This window comes from Streptomyces sp. NPDC001668, assembly GCF_042893155.1.
Taxonomy (GTDB): domain Bacteria; phylum Actinomycetota; class Actinomycetes; order Streptomycetales; family Streptomycetaceae; genus Streptomyces.
Genome location: NZ_JBIAUQ010000002.1, coordinates 187,883 through 212,239, shown reverse-complemented (window position 1 = coordinate 212,239; position 24,357 = coordinate 187,883). Strand labels below are relative to the sequence as shown.

Here is a 24,357-nt window from a genome sequence, read left to right as displayed (position 1 = left end):
ACCTCATGTCGTTTTCGCATTCCATTCGGTCCGTTCTTGAGATTCCCCGCGCTGATTGTGCTGCGGGAATTCCTTGATACGTGCCGTATCAAGGAAGGTTCTCATTGAACTCCGTACGTACCAATGACCGATCCTCCCGCCGTAGCCGTGGCGCCGGCCCTGTTTTCGGCTCCAGCGCCGGTTCGAAGCGGGGCAGCCGTTTCGGATTGTCCACGCCGAACCGCTCGGGCGGCTACGGCCGGCGGCCCGCAGTGGTCCAGGGCGAGTTCGCCCTGCCGGAGACCATCACTCCCGCACTTCCCGCGGTCGAGGCGTTCGCCGATCTCGACATGCCCAAGCAGCTGCTGGCCGCGCTGACCGCGCAAGGCGTGAGCGTCCCGTTCCCGATCCAGGGCGCGACGCTGCCCAACACCCTTGCGGGCCGCGATGCCCTGGGGCGCGGGCGCACCGGCTCCGGCAAGACCCTCGCCTTCGGCCTGGCCCTGCTGGCCCGGACCGCCGGTCAGCGTGCCGAGCCCCGCCAGCCGCTGGCTCTGGTCCTCGTGCCGACGCGTGAACTGGCCCAGCAGGTGACCGACGCGCTCACCCCCTACGCCCGCTCGGTGCAACTCCGTGTCGCCACGGTCGTCGGGGGGATGTCGATCGGCAGGCAGGCCAACGCGCTGCGCACCGGAGCCGAGGTCGTCGTCGCGACGCCGGGCCGGCTCAAGGACCTCATCGACCGCGGGGAGTGCCGGCTGAACCAGGTCGCGATCACCGTCCTGGACGAGGCGGACCAGATGGCCGACATGGGCTTCATGCCGCAGGTGACCGCGCTTCTGGACCAGGTCCGCCCCGAGGGCCAGCGGATGCTGTTCTCCGCCACCCTCGACCGCAACGTCGACCGCCTGGTCCGCCGCTACCTCACCGACCCGGTCGTCCACTCCGTCGATCCGTCCGCGGGTGCGGTCACCACGATGGAGCACCACGTGCTGCACGTCCACGGCGCCGACAAGCACTGGACGACGACGCAGATCGCGGCGCGCGAAGGCCGGGTGATCATGTTCTTGGACACCAAGCACGCCGTCGACCGGTTGACGCAGGACCTGCTGAACAGCGGGGTGCGGGCCGCCGCCCTGCACGGCGGCAAGTCGCAGCCGCAGCGCACCCGAACCCTGACCCAGTTCAAGACCGGGCACGTCACCGTGCTGGTGGCCACGAACGTCGCCGCCCGCGGCATCCACGTCGACAACCTCGATCTCGTCGTCAACGTCGACCCGCCGACCGACCACAAGGACTACCTGCACCGAGGCGGCCGCACCGCGCGCGCCGGCGAGTCCGGCAGCGTCGTCACCCTGGTCACCCCCAACCAGCGCCGCGACATGACCCGCCTCATGACCGCCGCGGGCATCACGCCCCGGACCACCCAGGTCCGCTCCGGCGAAGAGACACTCGGCCGGATCACCGGCGCCCGGACACCCTCCGGCATCCCCGTGACGATCACCGCGCCGGTTGCCGAGCGGCGTCAGCGCAGTACGTCGTCCTCACGGGGCCGACGCAGCCCCGCCTCGGCCGCCCGGCGCAGGACCGGACGGCAGTCGTCGTTCAACGCGGCGGCGTAAGGACTTCGTCTTCAGGGGCCCTGTCCGTCATCGGAAGCGCCCGCAGCGGGCACCTGCTTGTCTGCGACAACGACGGCGTGTGCACCGGACTTCTCACCCAGGCCCAGCTCACCGCGGTCGACCGCGGCAGAACCATCCCCTCGTCCTTCTCCCTGTGAGGCATCATGCGCTGTGTCATCGCCCGCTTCCCCTTCGACCTCACCAAGAGCGGCGTCCTGGAATCGATGAAGGGCGTCAAGCCCGAGGAAGTCATCGGGGCGTCCGTGACCATCGGTCGTCGCACCTACCCCGTCAAGCAAGTCGGGCAGGTCGTCACCCGCCAGGACCGCCGCGACTTCAGTGGCGCCGAGGTCCTGCGGGCCATGACCCAACTCGGCTTCACCTGCCGCGACCTCCCCCCAGTGGCCGCACCCGAGCGCATTCTCAGCCCGTTGCAAAAGGCTTCCGCGATGCTCGGGGCCCCCGCGGCAATCTGACCGGCCGACGTGAGCCGCCGTCGCGGCAGCGTCAGGTGGGGACACTCCGTCGAACCCACCGCCCCCGGGCCAGTACTCCCGAGAGCCGGAGAAGCCGTAGAGCGGAGGAAGCAGAAGCCGAGTTGGCCTTGCATGCGGCGAGACCAGCATGTGTCGGCGAAGTGAGGCGCGAGAGTGTGTGCCCGGCCTTCGATGGTGCCCTCGGCAGAGGCTGGGCGTCCGAGCGGGCCATCGCCCATGCCAACGCCTCGCGCACGGCCGGCCACGCCGGCGCCGGCACCCCCGACTCGCCCGGCCTCGGCGTACCGGGCGATCACCGTCCCGCGCATGTCCCGCCCCAGCGCCCCCGCGACGGCGGCGACGGTCCAAGAGGGTTCGCCCGCACTCGGTCAGGCGTCGTCGTTCGCGGCACAAGCGCTATGGCGTGGCCTGGTTCGCCGGGTCACCGGTCAGCGGGTCCGGAGTGGGACGCCATGGGTGACAGAGGGCCAGGAAGCAGACCGTCGCGGCCAGCGTGAGGCCGAGCACCGACAGGGCCATGGGCAGGGCGGTGCCCTGGTCGCCGAGACCGGCGAGGGCGGGCGCGAGGGCTCCCATGAGGAACTGCGTCGTGCCCAGGAGGGCTGAGGCGCTGCCCGCCGCCTGCGGGGCGCGCTGGAGGGACAGGGCCGTGGTGGTGGGCAGGATCATGCCGACCGGGCAGGCCGTGAGGAAGAGCGCGGTGGCGATCCAGGGCAGGCCTACGTGCGTGGTGGTGGCCAAGATGACCAGGGCGCTGCCCGCGGTGGCGAGTACGGCAAGGCCTGTCCCCAGGATGCGGTGCGAGGGGAAACGGCCGAGGAGCAGTTTGCCGTTGAGCTGCCCGGTGGCGACCATGCCGATCGCGTTGAGGGCGAAGAGCAGGCTGTAGGTCTGGGGGGAGGCGCCGTAGACCTCTTGCAGGGTGAAGGAAGAGCCGGCGATGTAGGCGAACAGGGCGGCGAAGCCGAGGCTTCCGGTGAGCAGATAGCCCGAGAAGCGGCTGTCTCCGACGAGGCCGCGCATGGTGTGCAGAGTGTCGGGGAACCCGCCGCGCCGGCGCTGACCGGTGGGCAGGGTCTCGGTCAGCAGGGTTGCGGTGGCGGCGAGGATGGCCAGGCCCAGCAGGGTGAGGGTGACGAACACGCCGCGCCAGGAGGTCAGGCGCAGGAGCTGGGCGCCGAGCACGGGGGCGAGGATCGGCGCGGTGCCCGAGACGAGCATCAGCGAGGACAGCAGGCGGGCGGCGCCGAGTCCGTCGTACAGGTCACGGACGACGGCCCGGGCGATGACGATTCCCGCGGCGCCCGCCAGGCCCTGGATCAGACGCATGCCGATGAGCACCGTCGGAGTCGGGGCGACGGCGCAGAGGACGCTCGCCGCGACGTACACGGTCAGGCCCGTCAGGAGGGGACGGCGTCTGCCGAGGGTGTCGCTGAGGGGCCCGATGACGAGCTGGCCCAGGGCGATGCCGGTCATGAAGGCGGTGAGGGTGAGCTGGGTGACTGCCTGTGAGACGTGGAGATCCCCGCTGACCTGGGGGAGGGCAGGGAGATAGAGGTCGATGGTGAGCGGTCCGAGCGCGGTCAGGGAGCCCAGGATCAGGACGAGGGGCAGACGGCGTGGATGGCGCTGCCGGGACGGCGCATGGAGGGCGTCTGCTGTCCCGGCGTTGCTGGTAGGGGAGGGGTCGGACATGTCTGTTCCAGGGCTGTCGGGGAGAGGGGATCGTGCGGACCGCTGCGCTGCCGGTCGTGCACGGGCCGGTGCCGCGCGGTCGGCGCGGCACCGGCCCCGGTGGGGTGCGTCCGGCCGGCCGTGTCAGCGGTCGAGGTGGGCGATGAGCAGGTTGGGGTCCTTGTCGGTCATGTAGGCGGCGCTGGGGACGTACACCGTGCTGCCGTGGACCGCGATGGACGTGGGGGTCTGGAGGCCGTCGGCCGGGGTGAGGACGGCGGTGTGGGTGCCGTCGGGGCGGACGAGGTCGACCTGGTTGTCGTCGCGGGCGGCGAGCAGGGTGTCGCCGTGGCCGGTGAAGGCGAAGTCGTCGATGGACGGCATGCCGGTGGCCCGGACCTGGATCTTCCCGGCGGTGCCCTTGGCGGTGACCGGGATGCGCAGGACGGTGCCCCGGTCGAGGTTGGTGGCCCAGACGGAACCGTCGTGCAGCTTCAGGCCGTTGGCGCCGGCGAACGTGGTGGGCTCCAGCTGCGTGCCCTTGGCCCAGACGGTGGCCTTTCCGCCGCGCGTGGGGAGGCGGTAGATGACGCCGTGCACGGAGTCGGTGACGTAGAGCTTGTTGATGTGCTGGTCGAGGGCGAGGCCGTTGGGGAGTCCGTCGGCGGGCAGGGCGGCGATACGGTGCGGGCGCCCACCGGGGCGGACAGCCCAGACGCCGGTGAGGTCGGCGGTACCGGTGGCGTAGGTGACGTACAGGGTGCCGTCGTCGGCGCGGGCGATGCCTCCGACGAACGCCTTGCCGAGGTTGGGGGTGCTCGCCTTGGCCGGGGCCGGCAGCGTGGCCAGGACGTGCGGTCGGCCGCCCGGAGTGACCCGGACGATCTGCCGGGCGAAGGAGAAGGTCAGGTACGCCGCCCCGGTGCGGTCGACGGTGATGTTCTCGGGCTGCTGCGAGGCTTCCAGCTGGAAGTGGTTGGTGATGTGCGGCGCCGAGAGGGGCTCGGTCGCCGCGGTTGCGGTGGCTGCGGAGACGAGCAGGGCCGCGGTGACCGCGAGCGTGGTCAGGGGGGTAGGGACGCGCATGGGGTGGTTCTCCTGGTGGGGTTCTGCTGACGGTCCACTGCCGGTCCGTGGGGTCGCGGGCCGGCAGTGGGGCTCCATGGGGTGGTACTGCTGCGGCTCAGGAGGCGACGATCTTGATCGTGCTGGCCCAGCCGTGGCCCGCCTCGCGTATCTGCAGGGCCATGTGCAGCAGTTGGAAGCCCTCCAGCTCGCGGGCGTGCCTGAGCGCGCCGACGTCGACCGGGTTCAGCCCACCGGACGTGACCAGGTCGGCGACCTGCTTGCGCGCGGCCTCGTCGTCACCGGCGATGAACACGTCGAGCGGAGTGCCGTTCACCTCGCCGGCCACCAGGGTCGTGGCGAACGTGGTGTTGAACGCCTTCACGACCCGTACGTCCGGTCCCGCGGCCTCGGCGATCCGCTCGGCGGCGGAGGTGCCGGGGGCGACGGCGAGCGCGTCGAGTGAGGCGTCGACGGGGTTGCTGATGTCGATCAGCACCTTGCCGCTCAGCCGCGGGCCGTAGGCGGTGGCGAGCTGCTTGGCCGCGTCGAAGGGGACCGCGAGGACCACGATGTCCGCGGTGTCCACGGCCGAGGCGTCGGCGGCGGCGAGGCGGCCTTCGCCGGTTGCCTGCCCGCGCAGTTCGTCGACGAGTCGTACGGCGTTGCCGGGGTCCTTGGCGGTGATGGTGACCGAGTGTCCGCCGGCCAGGGCGCGGGTGGCGATGCCGCGGGCCATGTTGCCGGCACCGACGACGGTGATCTGCATGAGAGGGGTGTCCTTTCTTGTCCTGCGCTGTGCCTGGTGGCTGTCAGACGTGGACCCGCACGACGTTGAACGGGAGCTTCGGGTCGGCGATCTGGAACTGGAAGTTGACGATCAGCAGGTCGTGGCCGTCGACGGCGGCCGTGGAGGGGCTGTGCATGCCGTGGCCGTGGACCGTCCGCACGAGCTTGGCCTTGGTGCAGTCGTGGCTCAGCTTCAAAACGCTGATCTGGCCATCGGGGTGGTCCAGTTCGGTGACGGCGGTGAGGGTGGTGCCCTTCAGCAGCAGACCGTCGCCGGAGACGCCCTTGGCGCCGCCGAGGTCGATCGGGACGACCTGGTGGGTGCGGATGTCGACCCGGTAGAAGGCGTAGTCGTTGTAGTCAGCGAGCAGGACGTAGCGGCCGTCGTGGGTGACCACCAGGCCGTTGCCGTTGAACCCGGCGTCGTAGACCATCGGGGAGCCGTTCAGGTGCACACCCACCCGCAGGCGCTGCTCGACCTGCTTGCTCTTCAGCTCGGCGGCGCTGATGTGCCACAGGGCGGGGTGGAGCGAGTCGGAGATGTAGGCGTCGCCGTTGGGGGCGAGGGCCACGTCGTTGAGGAAGGTGTCGGTGCGGCCGGTGCCGAACACGTGCAGCAGGGCGCGGCTGCGGGTGTCGTAGACGAAGACCTTGCCGCCGGCGCCGCCGGCGACGATGAGCCGTCCCGCGCGGTCGGTCTTCATGCCCGCGACGGAGGTCCGTCCGTCCTTTCCGCCCGGCAGGAACACCTTGGTCGCGCTCTGATGGACGTCACCGCGGTAGATGGTGCCGTCACTGGTGCCGCCGACGTAGAAGAAGGGCGTGCCCTGCTGGCGTGCGATGCCCTCGGGGTAGGTCTTGTCGCCGGGGATCGTGTAACTGGTCGGCAGCGGTTCCCGGTGATGCCAGGCGGTGGCGTGGTGGAGGTCGGCGCCGGAGGCGGCCAGGGCCGGGGCGGCACCACCCAGGACGAGGAGGGAGGCCACGGCTACGGCGGCGGCGCGGGGACGGGAGAGGCGGTTGTGGGACATGACGGATCTCCGGGCGTGAGCAAGCGAGCAGACCAGGGGGTGATCAACGATGTGGGGCAATCAGCGGAGAGGGCGCGGGCCGCGCGGAGTGCCCCTGATCCGCGCGGCGCGGGGGCACACGCCTACGGCGCTCAGTGGCCCGCCGGGAAGAGGGACCGGTTGGCGATGTCGATGATGAACGGGCCGACGTGGGCCGGGTACTTGTCGACGATCGCCTTCTTGTACGCGTCGCCGTCGTCGCCGAGCAGTTCGCGGGCGTCGGCGAGGTAACGGCGGATGTCCGAGTAGACCTCCGGGCCGGTGGGCAGACCGTGGCCGGCGAGGATCGTGTCGTAGCCGGACTCGGCGGCCAGGGCGTCGAGGGCCTGCTGCCAGCCGGTGATGTCGTTGTTGCCCAGGTAGAGGTGGACGTCGTTGTAGACGAGGTCCTGGGCGATCAGGACGCCCTGCTCGGGCAGCTTGATGAGCAGTTCGTCGGCGGCCTCGCCACCGGAGACGGCCTCGAAGACGAACGGGACGCCGTCGATGACCTCGGTACCGGGAATCAGGGTCACGGACGGGGTGAAGTCGCTCAGGGGGATGACCTGGCCGGTGGGCAGGTGGCTGTCGCCGCGGGCGATGATCTGCTCGCGCACCTGGGCCGGCGCGTGCACGGGGACGCCGAAGCGGGCGGCGCCGTTGTAGTGGTCCGGGTGGGCGTGCGTGACGATGAGACGGTCGAGCGGCTTGCCGAGACCCTTGGCGTAGGCGATGGCCTCGTCGGCGTAGGAGGGGAGCAGTTGCGCGTCGATGGCGATGACGCGGGCCGAGGTCTCGATCAGCTGGGTGGTGGTGTGGAAGGTGTCCGCCGGCGACATGTAGCTGTGGACGCGCACCGCGCCCTTGTCGAGGACCGTGACCGTGCCGTTCATGGAGATGCTCCTTGAGGTGCGGGCGGCCTCGCGCCGCCTTGATGTCCTCCACTCTCGCCGCGAAACCGCAGGCAGACGAGATACCCTGAAGACGCGGCATGGTAATTCGAGGACATCTGGAGATCGCGATGCTTCCCGCGGACCTCGGTGACGGCGATCCCTCCCAGGGCGGCGCCATCCTCCGGCTCGACTTCCACCCGCCCGAGGAACGGGTCCCGGGTTTCGAGATCATCGATCTCGCCACCCTGCACGAGCGGCGCCGACGCCGGGGCAGGCGTCCCGATCTGGTGCACCGGGTCGACTTCCACACCCTCACGCTGATCACGGAGGGCAGCGGGGAGCACGCGATCGACTTCGTGACCTACCCCTGCCGCCCCGGCACCCTGCTGTGGGTGCGGCCCGGCCAGGTCCAGCGGTTCGTCCGGCCCGGCACGACGAACGGCACGCATGTGCTGTTCACACCGGCCTTTCCCCCGCACGGCAGCAGCGCCGACCGGCTGGTGAACGAGTGGTACGGCTCGGCGTGCCGGCAGTTGGGCACACGTCCCGCGTACGCGGTGCTGTCGACCCTGCTGGGCCAACTACGGGCCGAGTACGACCGCCCGGAGCCGACCGTCTCGGCGGAGATCCTCCAACTCCTGCTGGCCACCGTGCTGTTGCAGGTCGACCGGTTGCCCCACCCCGAGGGCGGCGGCGACCCGCACGCCGGTGGCGAGGTGTACGCCCGCTTCCGCGCCGAGCTGGAGCGCTCCTACGCCACCACCCGTCGCGCCGCCGACTACGCCCACCGTCTCGGATACACCGTCAAGACCCTCACCCGCGCCTGTACGGCCGCCACGGGGAAGCCCGTGAAACACGTCATCGACGGTCGCGTCGCCCTGGAGGGACAGCGGCTGCTCGCCCACACCGACGAGCCGGTGGCGACCATCGCCCGCCGTCTGGGCTTTCCCGAACCCACCAACTTCGGCAAGTTCTTCACCCGGCACACCGGAGTGACACCGGGCGCGTTCCGGCAGACGCACCAGGGGCAGCAGTGACCTGAGGCTCACGGCGCTCAGTCCTCACATCAGCCGGCCGGTGGAACGCAGCGCGTCGAACACCATCCGGTCCACTGGCGAGACCCGGGCGCGATCGCCGTAGCCGAACCAGTCGGACTCGGCGATTTCTCGGGAGGCGATCAGCGGGCCGGTGTGCTCGGCCGTATAGCAGATCATGCGGAACTCGACGGATCCGTCGGACTCCCTGCGTGTCTCGAAGGTACCGACGTGCATCATCGTGGCGGTGTCGATCCGGGACCGGAGTTCCTCCATGATCTCGCGCGCCAGGGTCTCGGCATCGGACTCACCCGGCTCTCTCTTCCCACCCGGGAAGTAGAAGAGGTCCACACCGCGGTTGCGCGTCACCAGCACCCGCCCGTCGCGCACCAGAACCCAGGCCACCTTCTCCGGAACGCTCCCACCCATGCCCGTATTCGTGCCCATGGCGGGACCCATCCATGTACCTCACCAGTGGCGGCAGCCAGGACAGGCTCTCCGGACCCGGCGGGAACGAAGGTCTGAACAGCCGGGTCGCGTGTGCGAGGCGGAGCCGTACGTGGACGGTGCCGAGGGCAGGGGCATGGGTGCGGTCGGTGGTGTCCTGGCGCCGGGGAGTGGCAGCCCGGCCTGCGGCGCGGAGGGGGAGCACTCGGGGGCAGCGGGGGCAGCTTCCGGCGGGGGAGAGACCAGACGCCGTGGAACAGCTGCCCCAGCCCGAGTGCGACAGCGTCCCGCCCCGCACGGGTGTCCGCACGCCTTCGCCGCTGCCGCCCAATGACCGGGGCGCCGGACGACAGGTGGAGCCGTCCTGTGGACGAGTCAGTCCCGCAGCGAGGAACTGACGTACGGTCGCCGCGCCGCCCGCGATTTCGACGTCCTTGTCACCTGCGGCCTTCCGCGCCTGCTCCAGAGCGGTTTAAACCCATCCAGCTTTTGTCCCAGGCGCGCCGCGGGCCTGCCCTGTGGTCAGTGATCGTCAACGTGGACTCGTCGTCCGCCTCGAACTCATCGGTGTTCCCGCGGACATGTCCGGCGGTACGGATCAGAAGGAACCGCGTTGGCGCGAACGGCGGCGCCCGCAGCGCCTACTGATAGCAGGGAGTTCCGCACTGCACGGTGAGCGAGCCGTCGTGGCCGTCCGTCACGGCTGGGGCCACGGGGACCTTGCTGGTCTCCCACGGCATCGGCACCGCCATGGCGGGCGCGCCGAGGGCGCCCAAAGCGGTAGCCGCCAGGAACACCACAGCGATCGCACGCTTGTACACGTTCATTCGTTCCCCCATTGGTGGTTCCCCTGGTCGTTCGACCGGTCGAGCGACGGTGGCAAGCACAGTGCCACGCATCTGTACGAGCCGCTATGACTTCGATCCTCTTCGAAACGTGGTCCCGCTTCCGGCCAGCAGGTTCAGGGCCAGTGGCGTGGCCGTGTGCTCGACATGCTTTCCGTCTCGTCGGCTGACGATGAGTCCTGCCCCGCGCAGGACGCCTATCTGATAGCTCGCACTGGCCGGTGCGAGTTCGAGGGCCTGTGCCACCTGGGTCGTGGTACGCGCGGGATGACCTGCCACGTCGACCAGCACCGCGCTCCTCGTCCGGCCGAGCAGTCGTTCCAGCCGTTCCTCGCCTGCTCGCGCGATGTCGAGCGGCTGCTTGGCGACGGGATAGACGAGGACCGGATCGAGTTCGGGATCGGCCAGGGCCGTAGGTCGGCGCCAGCAGAAGTACGACGGCACGAGCGTCAGCCCCCGCCCGTCGAGCCGTAACTCCCGCTCGACGGGATAGTCGACGTCCAGGTACGGCGGGTTCCAGTGGGCGAAGGGTCGCAGCCCCTCAAGGAGGGCGGCGGTGCCTCCGTCGAGGACGGCGCGTGTGCGGACCGACACGTCGTCGCCCACGGCTGAGCGGACGTGCCGCCAGTGGGGTGCAAGGAGCGCCCGGAACGAGGTCCGCAGCGCCTCGGAGACCAGTTTGAGCGAGGAGGCGGCTGGTTCGTGGGGGCCGCGGATCCAGCCCGGCACCGGCCGGGTGCCGGCGAGTCGCGTGATGTCCGCGACCAATCGGTCACGGGGTGTGGCCCTCAGCATCTCGAGCCCCGAGTCCAGGCACTCGCCCGTGACCGGAGGTGTCAGGAAGTCGGGGATGTAGCCGGAGGCGGGGATGACGGTGCGGAGCATGCCCAGGGCATGCGAGGCCGGGCGGTCACGTGACAGCCGCTGACCCGTCTCGCGGCGCCAGTGCCCGAACTCCACGGGCCCGTCGCTCGTCTGGAGGCGGCAGACCGCGCACATCAACTCCCACAGGGGGTCGGGCTGCTGAGCGATCCGGATGTTCTCGAGATCGCTCCAGCCGAAGTGGATACGAAGCAAGTGACTCCTTGAGAAGGTGCCCACCGGGGCCCGGCGCTCGACGGCAGGCGAACAACCCTGCGGGGGATGTTCCGGCTCGTCCTGTTCTGTCCGTCAAGTCGGCCCCATAGATCCTGATGGAGGGCGACCGGAGAGGAAAGCCGAGCGTGGGAAGAGGATGACGTTCGTGTCGATAACCTTTCGTTTATGAGTGCTGGTGGCGCAACCGGCGGCAGACGAGAGCCGAGTCTCCGTCAACTCCGGCTCTTTCTCGTCCTCGCCCAGGAACTTCACTTCGGGCGCGCGGCAGCGCGGGTCTACGTCACACAGCCCGCCTTCAGCCAGCAGATCAGGTCGCTGGAACAGCGGCTCGGTGTCGTACTCGTCGAGCGTGGTGGCCGTGAGGTGCGGCTCACCGCGGTCGGTCAGTCCGTCGCCGAGGAGGCCGGCGCGGTGGTCGACGCCATGGCCCGGTTGCGGCAGGCGGCCGACCGTCATGCCGGCGCGGCGGACGGGCTGTTGAGGATCGGCAGCCTCGGGGCGGAGGCTGCCATGCCCTACGCGCAGGCGATCCTCGCCCGCCTCCGTGCCCGCCATCCGGACCTCGAGATCGAGGTCCGCAACCTGACGTTCGTCGACATGTTCAGCACGCTGCTCACCGGGGAGGTCGACGCGGCCTTCCTCCGTGGCCCCCTGCCCGGCGGGATCCAGTCCCTGCACCTGGCCAGCGAGACCCGGGTGGTCTGCCTGTCCGCCGACGACCCGCTCGCCCACCGGGACGCCCTCACGCTCAGCGACCTCGCCGGTCGCAGGGTCGTCGACATGCCGCCCGAAGTACCCCGCTCGTGGTGGAACCACCTGACGGTCAATCCCCGGCCCGACGGCACCAGAGTCCGCTTCGGCCCCGTCGTCAGAGACACCGAGGCCATGGTCCTCGCCGTCACCCAGGGCGGCGCGATCACCTTCCTGCCCTCCGCGGCCCGCCACCTGTACCCGCGCGCCGGCATCACCTACGTCGACTGCCCGGAACTGGGGCTCTCGACGGCTGAACTCGCCTGGCTCCCGGACAGCCGCGACGAACCAGCCGTCGCGGCCCTGCGCGGGGCAGCCCGCCAGACGGTTGGACAGCCCGAAGACACGGCTCTCGATTCGGGCTCCGACGGGTGACGGGTGACGGGTCGCGGGTGACGGGTGACGGGGGCGGGGCAGGCCCCGGGACGTTCGCGTAGGTCGTGATCGTCCCGAACTCCGCCCGCCAGGGCGACCGAACACGGCCACCCCAACACACGCGCAAGATTACGAATCCGTTTCGGACGCTTGACGGGCACCGTATGACTGCGTAGACATGTCAGCGCAGTCATACGACGGCCACGATCATCCGGAGACACCATGGGGCGAGGCACAGGGCGGGGCACCAGTCCCGGCGCGCCGCGCAGTGTGGACGTGGCCCAGCTGGCCGGTGTCTCCCAGAAGACCGTGTCCCGGGTCTACAACGACGAGCCGTACGTCTCCGCCGAAGTGCGCCGACGCGTCCTCAAGGCCGGGGAAAAGCTCGGGTACCGGCTGAACAGCGCCGCCCGGGCCCTGGCTTCCGGACGTACACGGTCCATCGGCGTGGTGACGCTGGGCACCGCCCTGTACGGGCCCGCTTCACTGATCATGGGGGTCGAACGTGCCGTACGGGACACCGGATACGCCCTGCGTGTGGTCAACACCCTGGAGGGCGACCCGACGGGCGTCGCCGGCGCCGTCGACTCGCTCCTGGAGCAGGGCGTCGACGGCATCATCATCTCCGAGCCGATCGACGACGGACACGGCGACGACCTCTCCGCCCGCGTCGACGTGCCGGTCCTCGTGCTCGGGGCGCCGCCCCTGTCCACGCCCAGGACCCTGGCCGCGGGTGTCGGCGCCGATCTGATGGCGCGTACCGCGACCGAGCATCTCCTGGAACTGGGGCACGACACCGTCCACCATCTCGCCGGTCCGCAGCGGTGGTACGCCGCCCGGGACCGGCTGGAGGGCTGGCGGTCCACGCTCGCCGCGTACGGCAGGACACCGCCCCGCGTCGTCGAGGGCGACTGGTCGGCCGCGAGCGGCTACACGGCCGGACGCGAGCTGGCCCGCGACGGCGACATGACCGCCGTGTTCGCCGCCAACGACGACATGGCGATCGGCCTCATCCGCGCGCTGGCGGAAGCCGGCCGACGCGTGCCGCGGGACGTCAGCGTCGTGGGCTTCGACGACATCCCTGTGGCCGCCTATGTGACTCCGCCCCTCACCACGATGCGTCAGCCCTTCGACACCGTGGCGCAGGAGGGGCTCAAACGCCTCGTGCACTCCATCGAGAACCCGGACGCGCCACCCCTGCCGTCCGGTGAACCACCGGTCGACCTCGTGGTCCGCGCCTCGACCGGGCCCCCGCCGCCGACCCGGACGATCCCGGGCCGAGACCGGGTGCTGGCCTCTTCTCGGAGCGGGGGCCGCGCCGGCCCACTCCGGAACGGGGGTGCGTCCGCCTACGACTGATCAATACCGACGTACACCTGATCACTGCCGGCCGACCCGGAGGCCGGCCTTTCAGCCGGACCGGCCCCGGCCCCCGGGCCGTGGCCTCGCCCCCTCGGACAGCTCGCCGCACGCACGACGCGCCCCGTCCGTCCCACCTGACGGCAGCCGCTGAGCAGCCTGGCCCGCCACAGCTCTCCGCTCCACCCGCACCCCTCCCGTCCCCGGGTGTCCGCTTGTTGCAGCAGGTGGAACACCCGCCGGGCGGCGTCCGCGAAGACGCGCACCCCGTGCCATGCCGACTCCGTGCCCTGGTCGGCGCGTCCGAGCTTCCTGTGTTCCTCAGCATCACCCTCCCCTCGCACCACCTCGCACCACCTCGCACTCCCTCGTGCCTCCTCGCACCCCCTCACACCTCCGTTCGCACGTCCGTGCTCGGCGTGCCATTCCTCAGCCATCGGCGGGAGTTCGTCATGCGCAGATCCCACTCCACCTCCAGCCAGTCCCGGATGAGCCGTCGGCTCCTGCTCACCGCCGCGGGTGCCGTCTCGTTGGGTGCCGCCCTCACGGCCTGCGGCGGTGACGGCGGCGGCTCCGCCTCCTCGTCCTCGAAGCCGGTCAGTCAGGCAGACATCGACAAGGCGATGAAGAAGCCGACCACACTGACGTTCTGGACGTGGGTTCCGGACATCGACCAGGAGGTCGCGCTCTTCGAGAAGAAGTACCCGGCGATCAAGGTGAAGGTCGTCAACGCGGGCCAGGGCGTGCAGCACTACACGAAACTGCGCACGGCGATCAAGGCGGGCAAGGGCGCCCCGGACGTGGCGCAGTTGGAGTACCAGGCCATCCCGACGTTCACGATCACGGACAGCCTCCTGGACCTGAGCCCGTACGGCGCGGCCAAGTGGAAGGACACGTTCGTCGACTGGACCTGGGGCCAGGTCAGCGGCGCCAAGGGCGAGATCTGGGCGATCCCGCAGGACACCGGTCCGATGGGGATGCTGTACCGGGCGGACATCTTCGAGAAGCACGGCATCGAGCCGCCGAAGACCTGGGACGACTTCGCCGCCGCGGCCCGCAAGCTGCACAAGGCCGACCCGGAGGTCTACCTGACCAACCTGGCCGGCAACGAGGCGGCCGCCTGGCACGGCCTGCTCTGGCAGGCGGGCGCCAAGCCCTACGCCTCGTCCGGCAAGGGCAGCGTCACCATCGACGTCGACGACGCGATCTCCAGGAAGCTCGCCGCCTACTGGGGCGACCTGGCCCGGGAGGGTGTCATCGGCGTCGAGCCGGACTTCACCGACGCCTGGTTCTCCGCGCTGAACAAGGGCAAGTACGCCACCTGGATCACCGCCGCCTGGGGGCCGGTCTTCCTCGCCGGCTCGGCCAAGTCCACCGCGGGCAAGTGGCGCGCCGCCCCGCTGCCGCAGTGGGACGCGTCGAAGCCGAGCTCGGGCAACTGGGGCGGGTCGACCAGCGCGGTCATGCGGGGGACCAAGAACCCGGTCGCGGCCGCGGTGTTCGCGCAGTTCCTCAACAGCGACCCGGCCAGCGTGAAGCTGTTCAACACCAAGCAGTCGTTCTTCCCGGCGACCAAGCGGCTGCTCGCGGACGCGTCCTTCACCGCCGACGCCCCCTCCTTCTACGGCGGCCAGAAGGTCAACCAGGTGTTCGCCGACATCGGCAGGACGGTCAGCCCGGACTTCCAGTGGCCGCCGTTCCTCGACCAGGCCGTCACCGACTGGACCGAGACCGTGGGCACGGCCCTGACGCGGAAGAAGGACGCGGTCGCCGCACTCGGCGCCTGGCAGACCCGCCTGACCACCTACGCCAAAGCCCAGGGCTTCACCGTCAAGTCCCCCTGATCCGCGGCGGGTTCCGAGCCGAAGCCCTTCCCCAAGAAAGGCCCGATGATGACTGCCACGACCGTGGCCTCCCCCGAGGAGCCGCGCCGAGCGGGGCCCACGCGCCGCCTGGGTGGCCTGCGCCAAGGTGCGGCAGGCCCACTGTTCGTCGCACCGTTCATGGTGCTGTTCCTGCTGATGTTCCTCGCCCCGCTCGGCTACGCCGCCTACCTCAGCCTGTTCCAGGAAAGGCTCATCGGCGGGAACACGTTCGTCGGGCCGGCCAACTACGTGACGGCCCTGAAGGATCCGCTTCTGCACGAGGGTGTCCTGCGGGTCGCGACGTTCTTCGTGATCCAGGTCCCGCTGATGCTCCTGCTCGCCCTGGTCTTCGCGCTCGCCCTGGACAGCGGCCTGCTGCGCCTCGCCCGTGTGATCCGCCTGGGCATCTTCGTTCCGTACGCCGTCCCGAGCGTCGTCGCCACCCTGATGTGGGGCTACCTCTACGGGCCGGACTTCGGGCCGTTCGCCCAGCTGAGCCAGAAACTCGGTCTGCCCGTCCCGCGCTTCCTCAGCGACGGATGGCTGCTGGGCAGCCTGGCGAACATCGTGACCTGGGAGTTCGTCGGCTACAACATGATCATCCTGTACGCGGCTCTGCGCACCGTTCCCCAGGAGCTGTACGAGGCCGCCGCGATGGACGGCGCCGGCGCCTGGCGGATCGCCTGGTCCGTCAAACTCCCCGCCCTGCGCCCCGCACTCCTGCTCACCCTGCTGTTCTCGGTGATCGGCAGCTTCCAGCTGTTCAACGAGCCGAAGCTGCTTCAGCCCATCGCGCCCGACGTCATCGACAACGCGTACACCGCGAACCTCTACGCCTACTCGCTCGCCTTCACCGGTCAGCAGGTCAACTACTCGGCCGCGGTGTCCTTCCTCCTCGGCCTGGTCATCGTGATCTTCTCCTACGCCGTCCTGTTCATCGCGAACCGCAGGAGGACCTCGTGACGACCACGACCTCCCCCTCCACGTCCCGCCCGGTCCCGCGCCCCACCGCCACAGGCGCACCGCGCAGCGTCCGCCGACGGCGCCGACGCCCGACCGGTCGCCGCAGCACACCGCTGACCATCGTCATGCTGGCCGTCCTGGCCTACTTCCTGCTGCCGCTGTTCTGGCTCGCCGTCTCCTCGACCAAGAGCACCCAGGACCTGTTCACCAGCTTCGGTCTGTGGTTCTCGCACACACCACAACTGCTCACGAACGTCCGGGAGACGCTGACCCACGACGACGGGGTCTTCCTGCACTGGCTGCTCAACACGGTCCTGTACTCCGTCGGCAGCGCACTCGGCGCCGCCCTGCTGGCCGCGGCCGCCGGCTACGGATTCGCCAAGTACCGCTTCCGGGGCGACAACGCGGCCTTCGCCCTGGTACTCGGCGCCATCATGATCCCGACCACCGCCCTGGCCATCCCCACCTACCTGCTCTTCGCGAAGGTGGACCTGGTCAACACCCCGTGGGCCATCGTCCTGCCCTCCCTGGTCAGCCCGTTCGGGCTCTACCTCATGCGCGTCTACGCCGCGGACGCCGTCCCGGACAGCCTGCTGGAGGCCGCGCGCATCGACGGGGCGGGGGAGTTGCGCATCTTCTGCACCATCGCGCTGCGGCTGCTGGCACCCGGTCTGGTGACGGTCGTGCTCTTCACGCTCGTGGCGACCTGGAACAACTACTTCCTGCCACTGATCATGCTGAACGACCCGAACCTGTACCCCGTCACGGTCGGCCTCTCGTCCTGGGCGTCCCAGGCCTTCGGCGGCGGCAGCGGCGCGAACGGCAACATGCTCGCGCTCGTGGTGACCGGTTCCCTCATCTCCGTCATCCCGCTCGTCGTCGCCTTCCTGCTCCTGCAGCGGTACTGGCAGAGCGGTCTGGCCACGGGCGGCGTCAAGCAGTGACGCCCGGACCCATCCCCCCGTTGACTCCTCGGAGGTTTTCCCCATGGCGGATCTGCCCGCCCGTGTCCTGTTCGGTGCCGCGTACTACCACGAGTACACGCCCGCCTACGACCCTGAACTGCGGCCCGACGAACGGCTGAAGACCGACCTCGACCTCATGGCGGAGGCCGGCTTCACCGTGATCCGCGTGGGGGAGTCGGTCTGGTCGACCTGGGAGCCCGAGAACGGCCGCTTCGACCTCGACTGGCTCCAGCCGGTCCTCGACGGCGCCCACGAGCGCGGCATCTCCGTCATCCTCGGCACCCCGACCTACGCCGTGCCGCCGTGGCTGGCCCGCCAGTACCCGGAGATCACCGGCGAACGGCGCACCGGCGAGCGCATCGGCTGGGGCGCCCGGCAGGAGGTGGACTTCACCCACCCCGCCTTCCGCTTCCACGCCGAACGGATCATCCGGAAGATCGTCGCGCGCTACGCCGACCACCCCGCGGTCGTCGGCTGGCAGGTCGACAACGAACCGGGTCTGCACCTCTTCCACAACCACGGCGTCTTCCAGCGCTTCGTGGACCACCTGCGCGAGAAGTACGGCGACGTCGAGACCCTCAACCGCGAGTGGGGGCTGGTGTACTGGTCGCACCGCCTGTCGGCCTGGGCCGACCTGTGGACCCCGGACGGCAACGAGCAGCCGCAGTACGACGTCGCCTGGCGGGAGTTCCAGGCCCGCCAGGTCACCGAGTTCATCGGCCGGCAGGCGGACATCGTCCGCGAGTACGCGAAGCCCGGCCACTTCGTCACCACGTGCGTCTCCTACACCCGCCAGGGCGTGGCCGACGACGAACTGTCCGCCCGGCTCGACATCGCCTCCGGCAACCCGTACTACGACATGCAGGACGGCCTCCTGCTGCCCGACCCCACCCCGGACGGGCACGAGCAGATGTGGAAGACCACCGGCGTCTGGGCGATGTACCAGACCGCCGACTGGATGTTCTCCTCCCGCCAGGAGCCCTTCCTCGTCACCGAGACCAACGCGAACTCCATCGGCTACCCCTGGGACAACCGGCCCGGCTACGACGGCCAGTGGCGCCAGACCGCCTGGGCGCACGTGGCCCGCGGCGCCCGGATGATCGAGTACTGGCAGTGGCAGACCCTGCGCTTCGGCGCCGAGACCTACTGGGGCGGAGTCCTCCCGCACAGCGGACAGCCCGGCCGCACCTACGCCGAAATCGCCCGCCTGGGGGGCGAGTTCGCGAAAGCCGGGCCGCTCGTCGCCGGACTCGAACCGGACGCCGACATCACGATGGTCTACTCGACGCCGAGCAAGTGGCTGATGCAGAAGTACCCGCCGCTGTCCAAGCCGGACGGCTCGCCGGACCCGGCCGCCTACCACCGCATCTTCGACCCCTTCTACCGGGGCGCCTTCGACGCCGGCCGCCAGGTGCGGATCGTGCACGCCCGGCAACTGCACGAGCGTACGACCCCGGACGAGGCCGCCCGCCGGCACCCGGTACTGGTGGTTCCGGCGCTGTACATCGCCCCCGACGCGACCCTCGACTGGCTCGCCGCCTACGCGTACGCGGGCGGCCACCTCGTTCTCGGCCCCCGCACCGGCTACGCCGACCACGAGGCCCGCGCCCGTCACGAACCGGCCCCGGGCCGCCTCACCGAGGCAGCGGGCGTCTCGTACGACGAATTCAGCAACCTGGCGGGCACGATCCCGGTCCGAGCCGTACCCGGAAGCCCACTCGAAGTGCCCGCGGAGGCGACGGCGACGCACTGGGCCGAGTGTCTTACGCCGGTCGACGCCGACGTACTCGCCTCCTATCAGCACCCGCACTTCGGCCGCTGGCCGGCCGTCACCACCCGTCGGCACGGCGCCGGCCGGGTCACCTGCGTCGGCACCGTGCCCGGCCGTGAGCTCGCCAGGGCACTGGCCGCCTGGCTGGCGCCGGAAGCACGCGGCGGCTGGCGGGGGCTCCCCCCGTCCGTGACCGCCGCGAGCGGCACCGCCCCCGACGGACGCCGCGTCCACATCGTGCACAACTGGAGCTGGGAGCCCACGCGGGTCCAGTCCCCGGTGGACCTGTCCGACGTCCTGAACGACGACCTCGTGCCGTCCGGTGCGGAGTTGGACCTCGGCCCGTGGGACGTCCGGGTCCTCGTCGCCGAGGGTCACCGTGATCATTCCTGAAGGAGGAGTCATGCAGAGAAGAACCCTGGGAAGGGCGCTGGGCACCTTCGGCGCGGCGGCCGCGCTGCTCGCCGTACCCGCGTCCGGTGCGCAGGCGTACAACCCGACCGGCGGGATCCTCTACCAGCTCGGCAGTGATGCCTGTCTGAAGGGACGAGGCAACTGCGCGGTCTACCCGAAGTCGGCCCAACTGCCCGGCGGGCGGCTGGTCGCGTCGTTCGAGAAGTCCACCGTCGTGGCGAAGTCGGGCAGCGCCGACGGGCAGACGCTGCCCGTCTACAAGAGCGACGACGACGGCACGAGCTGGCAGCCGCTGTCCGAGGTCAAGGCACCGGCGTACCTCTCGAAGGACCCGAAGTACGCCAAGTACACGAGCAACTGGACCAACCCGTACCTCTACGTGCTCCCGCAGAGCGTCGGTGGGCTGAAGGCCGGCACGCTGCTGCTGGCCAGTGTGGTCTCCGGTGACGACTCCTACTACAAAGAGCACAAGGCGGCCGACCCCGGCTGGACGCCGAACAACGACGGCGACCGCAGCGACATGGCCATAGCCCTGTACTCCAGCACCGACCAGGGCAGCAGCTGGAAGGTCCTCAACGTCGTGGCGACCGGAGGATGGCAGGGCGGCAGCGCGGGCGCGGTCGGGCAGAACATCGCCGCCGCCAACAAGTACCGGCAGGTGGACCCGCTCTGGGAGCCCTACCTGATGGTCTACAAGGGCAAGCTGGTCTGCTACTACTCCGACGAGAACGACTACACCGGCTTCGACCCGGCAACCGGCGTCCCGAGGAAGGACCCCGCCAACGACACCGCCACCGACTCGCACGGCCAGCTCCTCGTGCACCGGACCTGGGACGGCAGAAGCGCCACCTGGAGCGCCCCCGTCGTGGACGTGTCCGGATCCGTGCAGGACATGGGCGGCGGCAAGACCGAGATCGGCGGGGGCCGGCCGGGCATGACCAACGTCGTCGCCACGACGGACGGCAGGTGGATGCTCACCTTCGAGTACTGGGGCGGCGGGGCCAACACCCGCTACGTCATCGCCGACGACCCGTTGACGTTCTTCCGCGGCACCCAGACCGGCATGTCGGTCGGTTCGCTTCCAGTCGTCGCCGGGTCCCGTCCGCTCGTCGGCGGCGGCAGCCCGGTGCTGATCCGGCTGCCGGGCGGGCGCCTGGTCTACAACGCCGCGGGCAGCGGTGACGTCTGGGTCAACGAGAGCGGACGCGGCGACGGCGTGTGGACCGAGTACCAGACCACCTCGCCCGCCGGCTACAGCCGTAATCTCCAGTACGTCGACGGCACCGGCCGCATCGCCATCCTCAACAACCAGGGCACGTCCACGATCGCCTACGCCGAGGTCGACCTCGGCGACTCTGCCGGCACCTACTACCGGCTCGTCAACCGCAAGACCGGCCAGGTGATCGGCACCGGCAACAACACCAACGACGCGAACCTCGGCAACGCGGACACCCCCGATGTGGTTCTCGAGGACGCCGGGGCCGCGGCGGACCCGGACACCCAGTACTGGCACGTCGTGACCGAACCGAACGGCGGCACGACCCTGCTGAACCAGTCGGGCGGCCGCGCGGCCGCCATCTGGACGGGCAACGCCACGGCCGGACAGCGCATCGGCCAGTGGGTCGACAACAGCACGTCGGGCAGCTGGAACCTCGTCAAGAACCCCGACGGCTCCTACCGGCTCCAGGCGGCCAAGAACACCTCCCTCTATCTGACCGGAGCGTCCGCGGGAGCACCGCTGACCCTCCAGAACGCCGCCGACGACGGCTCACAGGACTGGAAGCTCGTCCGCTAGGCCGGCCGGCTGTCCGGCAACTCGGCGGACTGTTTGGAATTACGTGTGCATGCGGGTTCAGGGTCGGGGTAGACGGCTGATCGTCGGTCAGCGGGCCGGCTGACGCGAGACCGACACAGTGGAGGGGTACATCATGGCGACGACCGTGCGGACTGCCGGACAGACGGTGAGCATGCCGGAGATCACCGACCCGTCCCAGGTGGCTCCCAAGGACGCGCGGGAGTTGTCGAAGCTGTTCTTCGAGCAGCTCGCGGTGCTGGAGGAAGGCACCCCCGAGTACCAGTACGCGCGCAACACGCTGATCGAGATGAACATCTCCCTGGTCCGTTACGCGGCCGGCCGGTTCCGCAGCCGGGGTCAGGAGGAGATGGAGGACATCGTCCAGGTCGGCATGATCGGCCTGATCAAGGCGATCGACCGGTTCGAGCTGTCCCGCGAGGTGGAGTTCACCTCCTTCGCCGTGCCCTACATAGTCGGCGAGATCAAGCGGTTCTTCCGCGACACCTCCTGGGCGGTGCACGTGCCGCGCCGCCTTCAGGAGGCCCGCGTGCAACTGGCCCGCGCCAGCGAGGAGTTGAGCAGCCGACTGGGCCGGACGCCGACCACCAGGGAACTGTCCGAGCTGATGAGCCTGCCCGAGGAGGAGATCGTCGAGGCCCGACTGGCCTCGAACGGCTACCGGTCCGCCTCTCTGGACGCGGCGATCAGCGGCAGCGAGGACGGCGAGAGCGTGCTCGCGGACTTCATCGGCAAGCAGGACCCGGCGCTCGGCCTGGTCGAGGACTTCCACGCCCTCGCACCGATGATCGCCGAACTCGACGAACGCGACCGCAAGATCATCCACTGGCGTTTCGTCGAGGAACTCACCCAGGCCCAGATCGCGGAACACCTCGGCATCTCCCAGATGCACGTCTCCCGCCTGATCACCCGCCTCCTGACCCGCCTTCGCGAAGGCATGCTGAGCAGCCACTGAGAACTTGGGCGTCGAACCAGCCCCACCCCTGTCCTCTAGCGGAGTGTGTCCAGCACGGCGATGACGTCGTCGGCACGCGTGTCCGGGTTGACGAAGGCCATCCGCAGTACCGTCGCGCCGTTCCACTGTGTCGGCACGCACAGTACGGCTCCGGTCTCGGCCGCCCGGGCGGACCAGGACGCGTAGTCCTGCGGGCTCCAGCCAGGTCGCTCGAAGAGGAGCACGGACAGGTCGGGGGCGGTGGCCAGGCGGAGATGGGCACTGGCGCGTATGGCGTCGGCGACCAGACGGGTGGTGGTCAGGGTCTGTTCGACGGCACGTGTGTACCGGTCGGTTCCGTGGGCCGCGAGGCTGAACCAGAACGGCAGCCCACGGGCCCGTCGGCTCAGGTGGAGGGCCAGGTCCGCCGGATTGTGGACGGCACGGTCGATGGCGTCGAGATAGTGCGCCGACTGACTGTGCGCCGCCCGTGCCCTCGCGGGATCCCGGTAGAGCAGGGCACAGCAGTCGTAGGGGGCGAAGAGCCATTTGTGCGGGTCGACGATGAAGCTGTCGGCGCGCTCGATGCCGCTGTAGAGGTGGCGCACGCTGGGTGCCGCGAGGCCCGCTCCGCCGTAGGCGCCGTCGATGTGCAGCCACACATGGTGGCGTTCACACGCGTCGGCGATGGTGTCGAGCTCGTCGACGAGTCCTGCGTTGGTGGTGCCGGCGGTCGCCACCACGGCGAACACGCCTTCCGTGGAGTCCAGAACGGCGTTCACAGCGGCTCCGGTGAGGTGTCCCCGTCGGTCCACGGGCGCGGTGACGATCTCGACGTCCATCGCCTGCGCCGCGGACCTGATGGAGGAGTGGGCGCTGTCGGCGCACACGATCTTCCAGCCGTCCGGCGGACGGTTCCGGGACGCGGCGGCAGTGGCGCGCGCCGTGACGAGGGCCGACAGGTTGCCGGAGGTACCGCCGCTGACGAAACATCCCGCCGCGGTGTCGGGCCAGCCGAGCAGCCGGGTGAGCCAGGCCAGGGCCTCGTTCTCGGCGTGGATGGCGCCGGCGCCGGCCTCCCAGGTGCCCGCGAAGATGTTCGCCGCGCCGGTGACGGCCTCGAAGGCGAGTGCGGCACGAGTGGGTGCCGCGGGGATGTACGCGAGGTTCGTCACCGCGTCCTGGGCCCGGGTGGCGGGGGCCAAGACCCGGTCGAACAGTTTCAGGGCCGCTTCGCCGCCGATTCCCCAGGGCGTGATGGCCGTACCGGCCGCGAGGGCCAGGTCGGCGGCGGGGCGAGCGCCAGTCACCGGATCCGGAGGCTGGGTGATGCGCCGCCAGGCGTAGTTCATGGCGGCCGCCACGATCTCGTCCTCATCGCCCCACACCCGGTTGTCGACGTGGGGTGACCTACTCACAGATGCGTTGGTGCATTGCGCGTTTTGCATGGTGTGAACCTAAGAATGGGCATCACTATGCGCAATATGTGCAATCAAAATTGCGCATTATGCTCAATGGGTTGCGCGCATGGCGTGTCATACTGCGCACCATGCGAAACCTCGACGCCCTCGACGCCCGGATCCTCCTCGCGCTCGACGCGGACCCACGCGCCACGACGGTCGCCCTGGCCGATCGGCTCGGCCTGGCCCGCAACACCGTCCAGGCACGCCTGAAGCGACTGGAGGAGGACGGACAACTGAAAGAGCCCAGCCGGCGCGTGGACCCCGTGGCCCTCGGCCGTCCCCTGCTGGCCCTGATCACGCTGTCGATCAGTCAGCGGGTCGGGCAGCCCACCCAGGACGCCATCCTGCGCATCCCCGAAGTGGTCGAACTGCTCGTCACCACCGGCGACGCCGATCTGCTCGCCCGCGTGGTCGCCCGGGACACCGACGACCTGCACCGCATCACGAACCTGCTTCTGGAGGCGCCCGGCGTCGTCCGGTCCAACACCACCATCGTCCTGCTGGAGGTCCAGCCGTTCAGTGTCCGGTCCTTGCTGGAACGACACGCCGGATGACGGAGCGGTCGGAGCACCCGGGGATCGCGTCACGAGCTCTCAGGAAAAGGTTTGAGCGCGGCAACGCCCCGCTGCTACGGTCCTGACGGACCGTGAAGTCGTCGTAGGGAGGTGAGCCCCCGTGAACACAGTTACCCGT

The 24,357-nt window shown here is 70.0% G+C and carries 21 protein-coding genes; 12 read left to right on the top strand and 9 right to left on the bottom strand.

The features are described from left to right. Positions 1-104 precede the first annotated feature (104 nt). Entirely contained in the window at positions 105-1,601 is a 1,497-nt protein-coding gene (locus ACFYZ8_RS06470; RefSeq protein ID WP_388531777.1) for a DEAD/DEAH box helicase, read from the top strand. A gap of 164 nt (positions 1,602-1,765) precedes the next feature. After that, complete coding sequence (locus tag ACFYZ8_RS06465; protein WP_359040354.1) at positions 1,766-2,077, top strand: SCO5918 family protein; 312 nt, start codon at positions 1,766-1,768, stop codon at positions 2,075-2,077. A 417-nt stretch (positions 2,078-2,494) separates the two neighbouring features. Here the strand turns inward: ACFYZ8_RS06465 and ACFYZ8_RS06460 are convergent, their stop codons facing one another. The 5 genes from ACFYZ8_RS06460 to ACFYZ8_RS06440 form a co-directional block, all read right to left on the bottom strand. After that, complete coding sequence (locus tag ACFYZ8_RS06460; protein ID WP_388531779.1) at positions 2,495-3,793, bottom strand: multidrug effflux MFS transporter; 1,299 nt, start codon at positions 3,791-3,793, stop codon at positions 2,495-2,497. A 123-nt stretch (positions 3,794-3,916) separates the two neighbouring features. Beyond that, the gene (locus ACFYZ8_RS06455; RefSeq protein ID WP_388531781.1) at positions 3,917-4,858 is read right to left on the bottom strand and encodes an SMP-30/gluconolactonase/LRE family protein; all 942 of its coding nucleotides are present in this window, start codon (positions 4,856-4,858) and stop codon (positions 3,917-3,919) included. 97 nt (positions 4,859-4,955) lie between these two features. Continuing rightward, on the bottom strand, positions 4,956-5,606 hold the full coding sequence (locus ACFYZ8_RS06450) for an NADPH-dependent F420 reductase (protein WP_388531783.1): 651 nt from the start codon (positions 5,604-5,606) through the stop codon (positions 4,956-4,958). Between the two features lie 43 nt (positions 5,607-5,649). Continuing rightward, positions 5,650-6,657, bottom strand: a complete 1,008-nt coding sequence (locus ACFYZ8_RS06445; protein WP_388531785.1) for an SMP-30/gluconolactonase/LRE family protein — start codon at positions 6,655-6,657, stop codon at positions 5,650-5,652. Between the two features lie 131 nt (positions 6,658-6,788). Further along, positions 6,789-7,568 carry an MBL fold metallo-hydrolase gene (locus ACFYZ8_RS06440; protein WP_388531787.1) on the bottom strand — a complete coding sequence of 260 codons (780 nt, stop codon included), beginning with the start codon at positions 7,566-7,568 and terminating at the stop codon, positions 6,789-6,791. Between the two features lie 128 nt (positions 7,569-7,696). Here ACFYZ8_RS06440 and ACFYZ8_RS06435 point away from each other — a divergent pair, with 128 nt between their 5' ends. Beyond that, the gene (locus tag ACFYZ8_RS06435; RefSeq protein ID WP_389049756.1) at positions 7,697-8,605 is read left to right on the top strand and encodes a helix-turn-helix domain-containing protein; all 909 of its coding nucleotides are present in this window, start codon (positions 7,697-7,699) and stop codon (positions 8,603-8,605) included. Positions 8,606-8,629: 24 nt separating this feature from the next. On the opposite strand, the gene ACFYZ8_RS06430 is transcribed toward ACFYZ8_RS06435, so the two are convergent. The 3 genes from ACFYZ8_RS06430 to ACFYZ8_RS06420 all read right to left on the bottom strand — a co-directional run bounded on the left by ACFYZ8_RS06430 (position 8,630) and on the right by ACFYZ8_RS06420 (position 10,971). Next, entirely contained in the window at positions 8,630-9,049 is a 420-nt protein-coding gene (locus ACFYZ8_RS06430) for an NUDIX domain-containing protein (protein ID WP_388531791.1), read from the bottom strand. 641 nt (positions 9,050-9,690) lie between these two features. Further along, positions 9,691-9,876 (bottom strand): hypothetical protein, encoded by a 186-nt coding sequence (locus ACFYZ8_RS06425; protein WP_388531793.1) that lies wholly within the window; start codon positions 9,874-9,876, stop codon positions 9,691-9,693. 84 nt (positions 9,877-9,960) lie between these two features. Beyond that, on the bottom strand, positions 9,961-10,971 hold the full coding sequence (locus tag ACFYZ8_RS06420; RefSeq protein ID WP_388531795.1) for a helix-turn-helix domain-containing protein: 1,011 nt from the start codon (positions 10,969-10,971) through the stop codon (positions 9,961-9,963). 186 nt (positions 10,972-11,157) lie between these two features. Here ACFYZ8_RS06420 and ACFYZ8_RS06415 point away from each other — a divergent pair, with 186 nt between their 5' ends. The 8 genes from ACFYZ8_RS06415 (at position 11,158) to ACFYZ8_RS06380 (ending at position 22,222) form a co-directional block, all read left to right on the top strand. Continuing rightward, a complete protein-coding gene (locus ACFYZ8_RS06415; protein ID WP_388531797.1) occupies positions 11,158-12,117 on the top strand; it encodes a LysR family transcriptional regulator in 960 nt (319 codons plus the stop codon). A gap of 222 nt (positions 12,118-12,339) precedes the next feature. Further along, complete coding sequence (locus ACFYZ8_RS06410; protein ID WP_388531799.1) at positions 12,340-13,476, top strand: LacI family DNA-binding transcriptional regulator; 1,137 nt, start codon at positions 12,340-12,342, stop codon at positions 13,474-13,476. 452 nt (positions 13,477-13,928) lie between these two features. Beyond that, positions 13,929-15,320 carry an ABC transporter substrate-binding protein gene (locus ACFYZ8_RS06405; protein WP_388531801.1) on the top strand — a complete coding sequence of 464 codons (1,392 nt, stop codon included), beginning with the start codon at positions 13,929-13,931 and terminating at the stop codon, positions 15,318-15,320. A gap of 45 nt (positions 15,321-15,365) precedes the next feature. Beyond that, a complete protein-coding gene (locus ACFYZ8_RS06400) occupies positions 15,366-16,304 on the top strand; it encodes a carbohydrate ABC transporter permease (RefSeq protein WP_388531803.1) in 939 nt (312 codons plus the stop codon). Beyond that, the gene (locus tag ACFYZ8_RS06395; protein WP_359038908.1) at positions 16,301-17,248 is read left to right on the top strand and encodes a carbohydrate ABC transporter permease; all 948 of its coding nucleotides are present in this window, start codon (positions 16,301-16,303) and stop codon (positions 17,246-17,248) included. The genes ACFYZ8_RS06400 and ACFYZ8_RS06395 overlap by 4 nt, the downstream gene beginning before the upstream one ends. Positions 17,249-17,291: 43 nt before the next feature. Continuing rightward, the gene (locus ACFYZ8_RS06390) at positions 17,292-19,433 is read left to right on the top strand and encodes a beta-galactosidase (RefSeq protein WP_388531805.1); all 2,142 of its coding nucleotides are present in this window, start codon (positions 17,292-17,294) and stop codon (positions 19,431-19,433) included. A gap of 10 nt (positions 19,434-19,443) precedes the next feature. Continuing rightward, complete coding sequence (locus ACFYZ8_RS06385) at positions 19,444-21,249, top strand: RICIN domain-containing protein (protein ID WP_388531807.1); 1,806 nt, start codon at positions 19,444-19,446, stop codon at positions 21,247-21,249. A gap of 133 nt (positions 21,250-21,382) precedes the next feature. Further along, positions 21,383-22,222 (top strand): RNA polymerase sigma factor SigF, encoded by an 840-nt coding sequence (locus ACFYZ8_RS06380; RefSeq protein ID WP_359038902.1) that lies wholly within the window; start codon positions 21,383-21,385, stop codon positions 22,220-22,222. A gap of 35 nt (positions 22,223-22,257) precedes the next feature. Here ACFYZ8_RS06380 and ACFYZ8_RS06375 read toward each other — a convergent pair whose 3' ends face one another. Further along, the gene (locus ACFYZ8_RS06375; RefSeq protein ID WP_388531809.1) at positions 22,258-23,619 is read right to left on the bottom strand and encodes a pyridoxal phosphate-dependent decarboxylase family protein; all 1,362 of its coding nucleotides are present in this window, start codon (positions 23,617-23,619) and stop codon (positions 22,258-22,260) included. Between the two features lie 131 nt (positions 23,620-23,750). On the opposite strand from ACFYZ8_RS06375, the gene ACFYZ8_RS06370 reads away from it, so the two are divergent. Continuing rightward, entirely contained in the window at positions 23,751-24,218 is a 468-nt protein-coding gene (locus tag ACFYZ8_RS06370; RefSeq protein WP_359038898.1) for an Lrp/AsnC family transcriptional regulator, read from the top strand. Positions 24,219-24,357 lie beyond the last annotated feature (139 nt).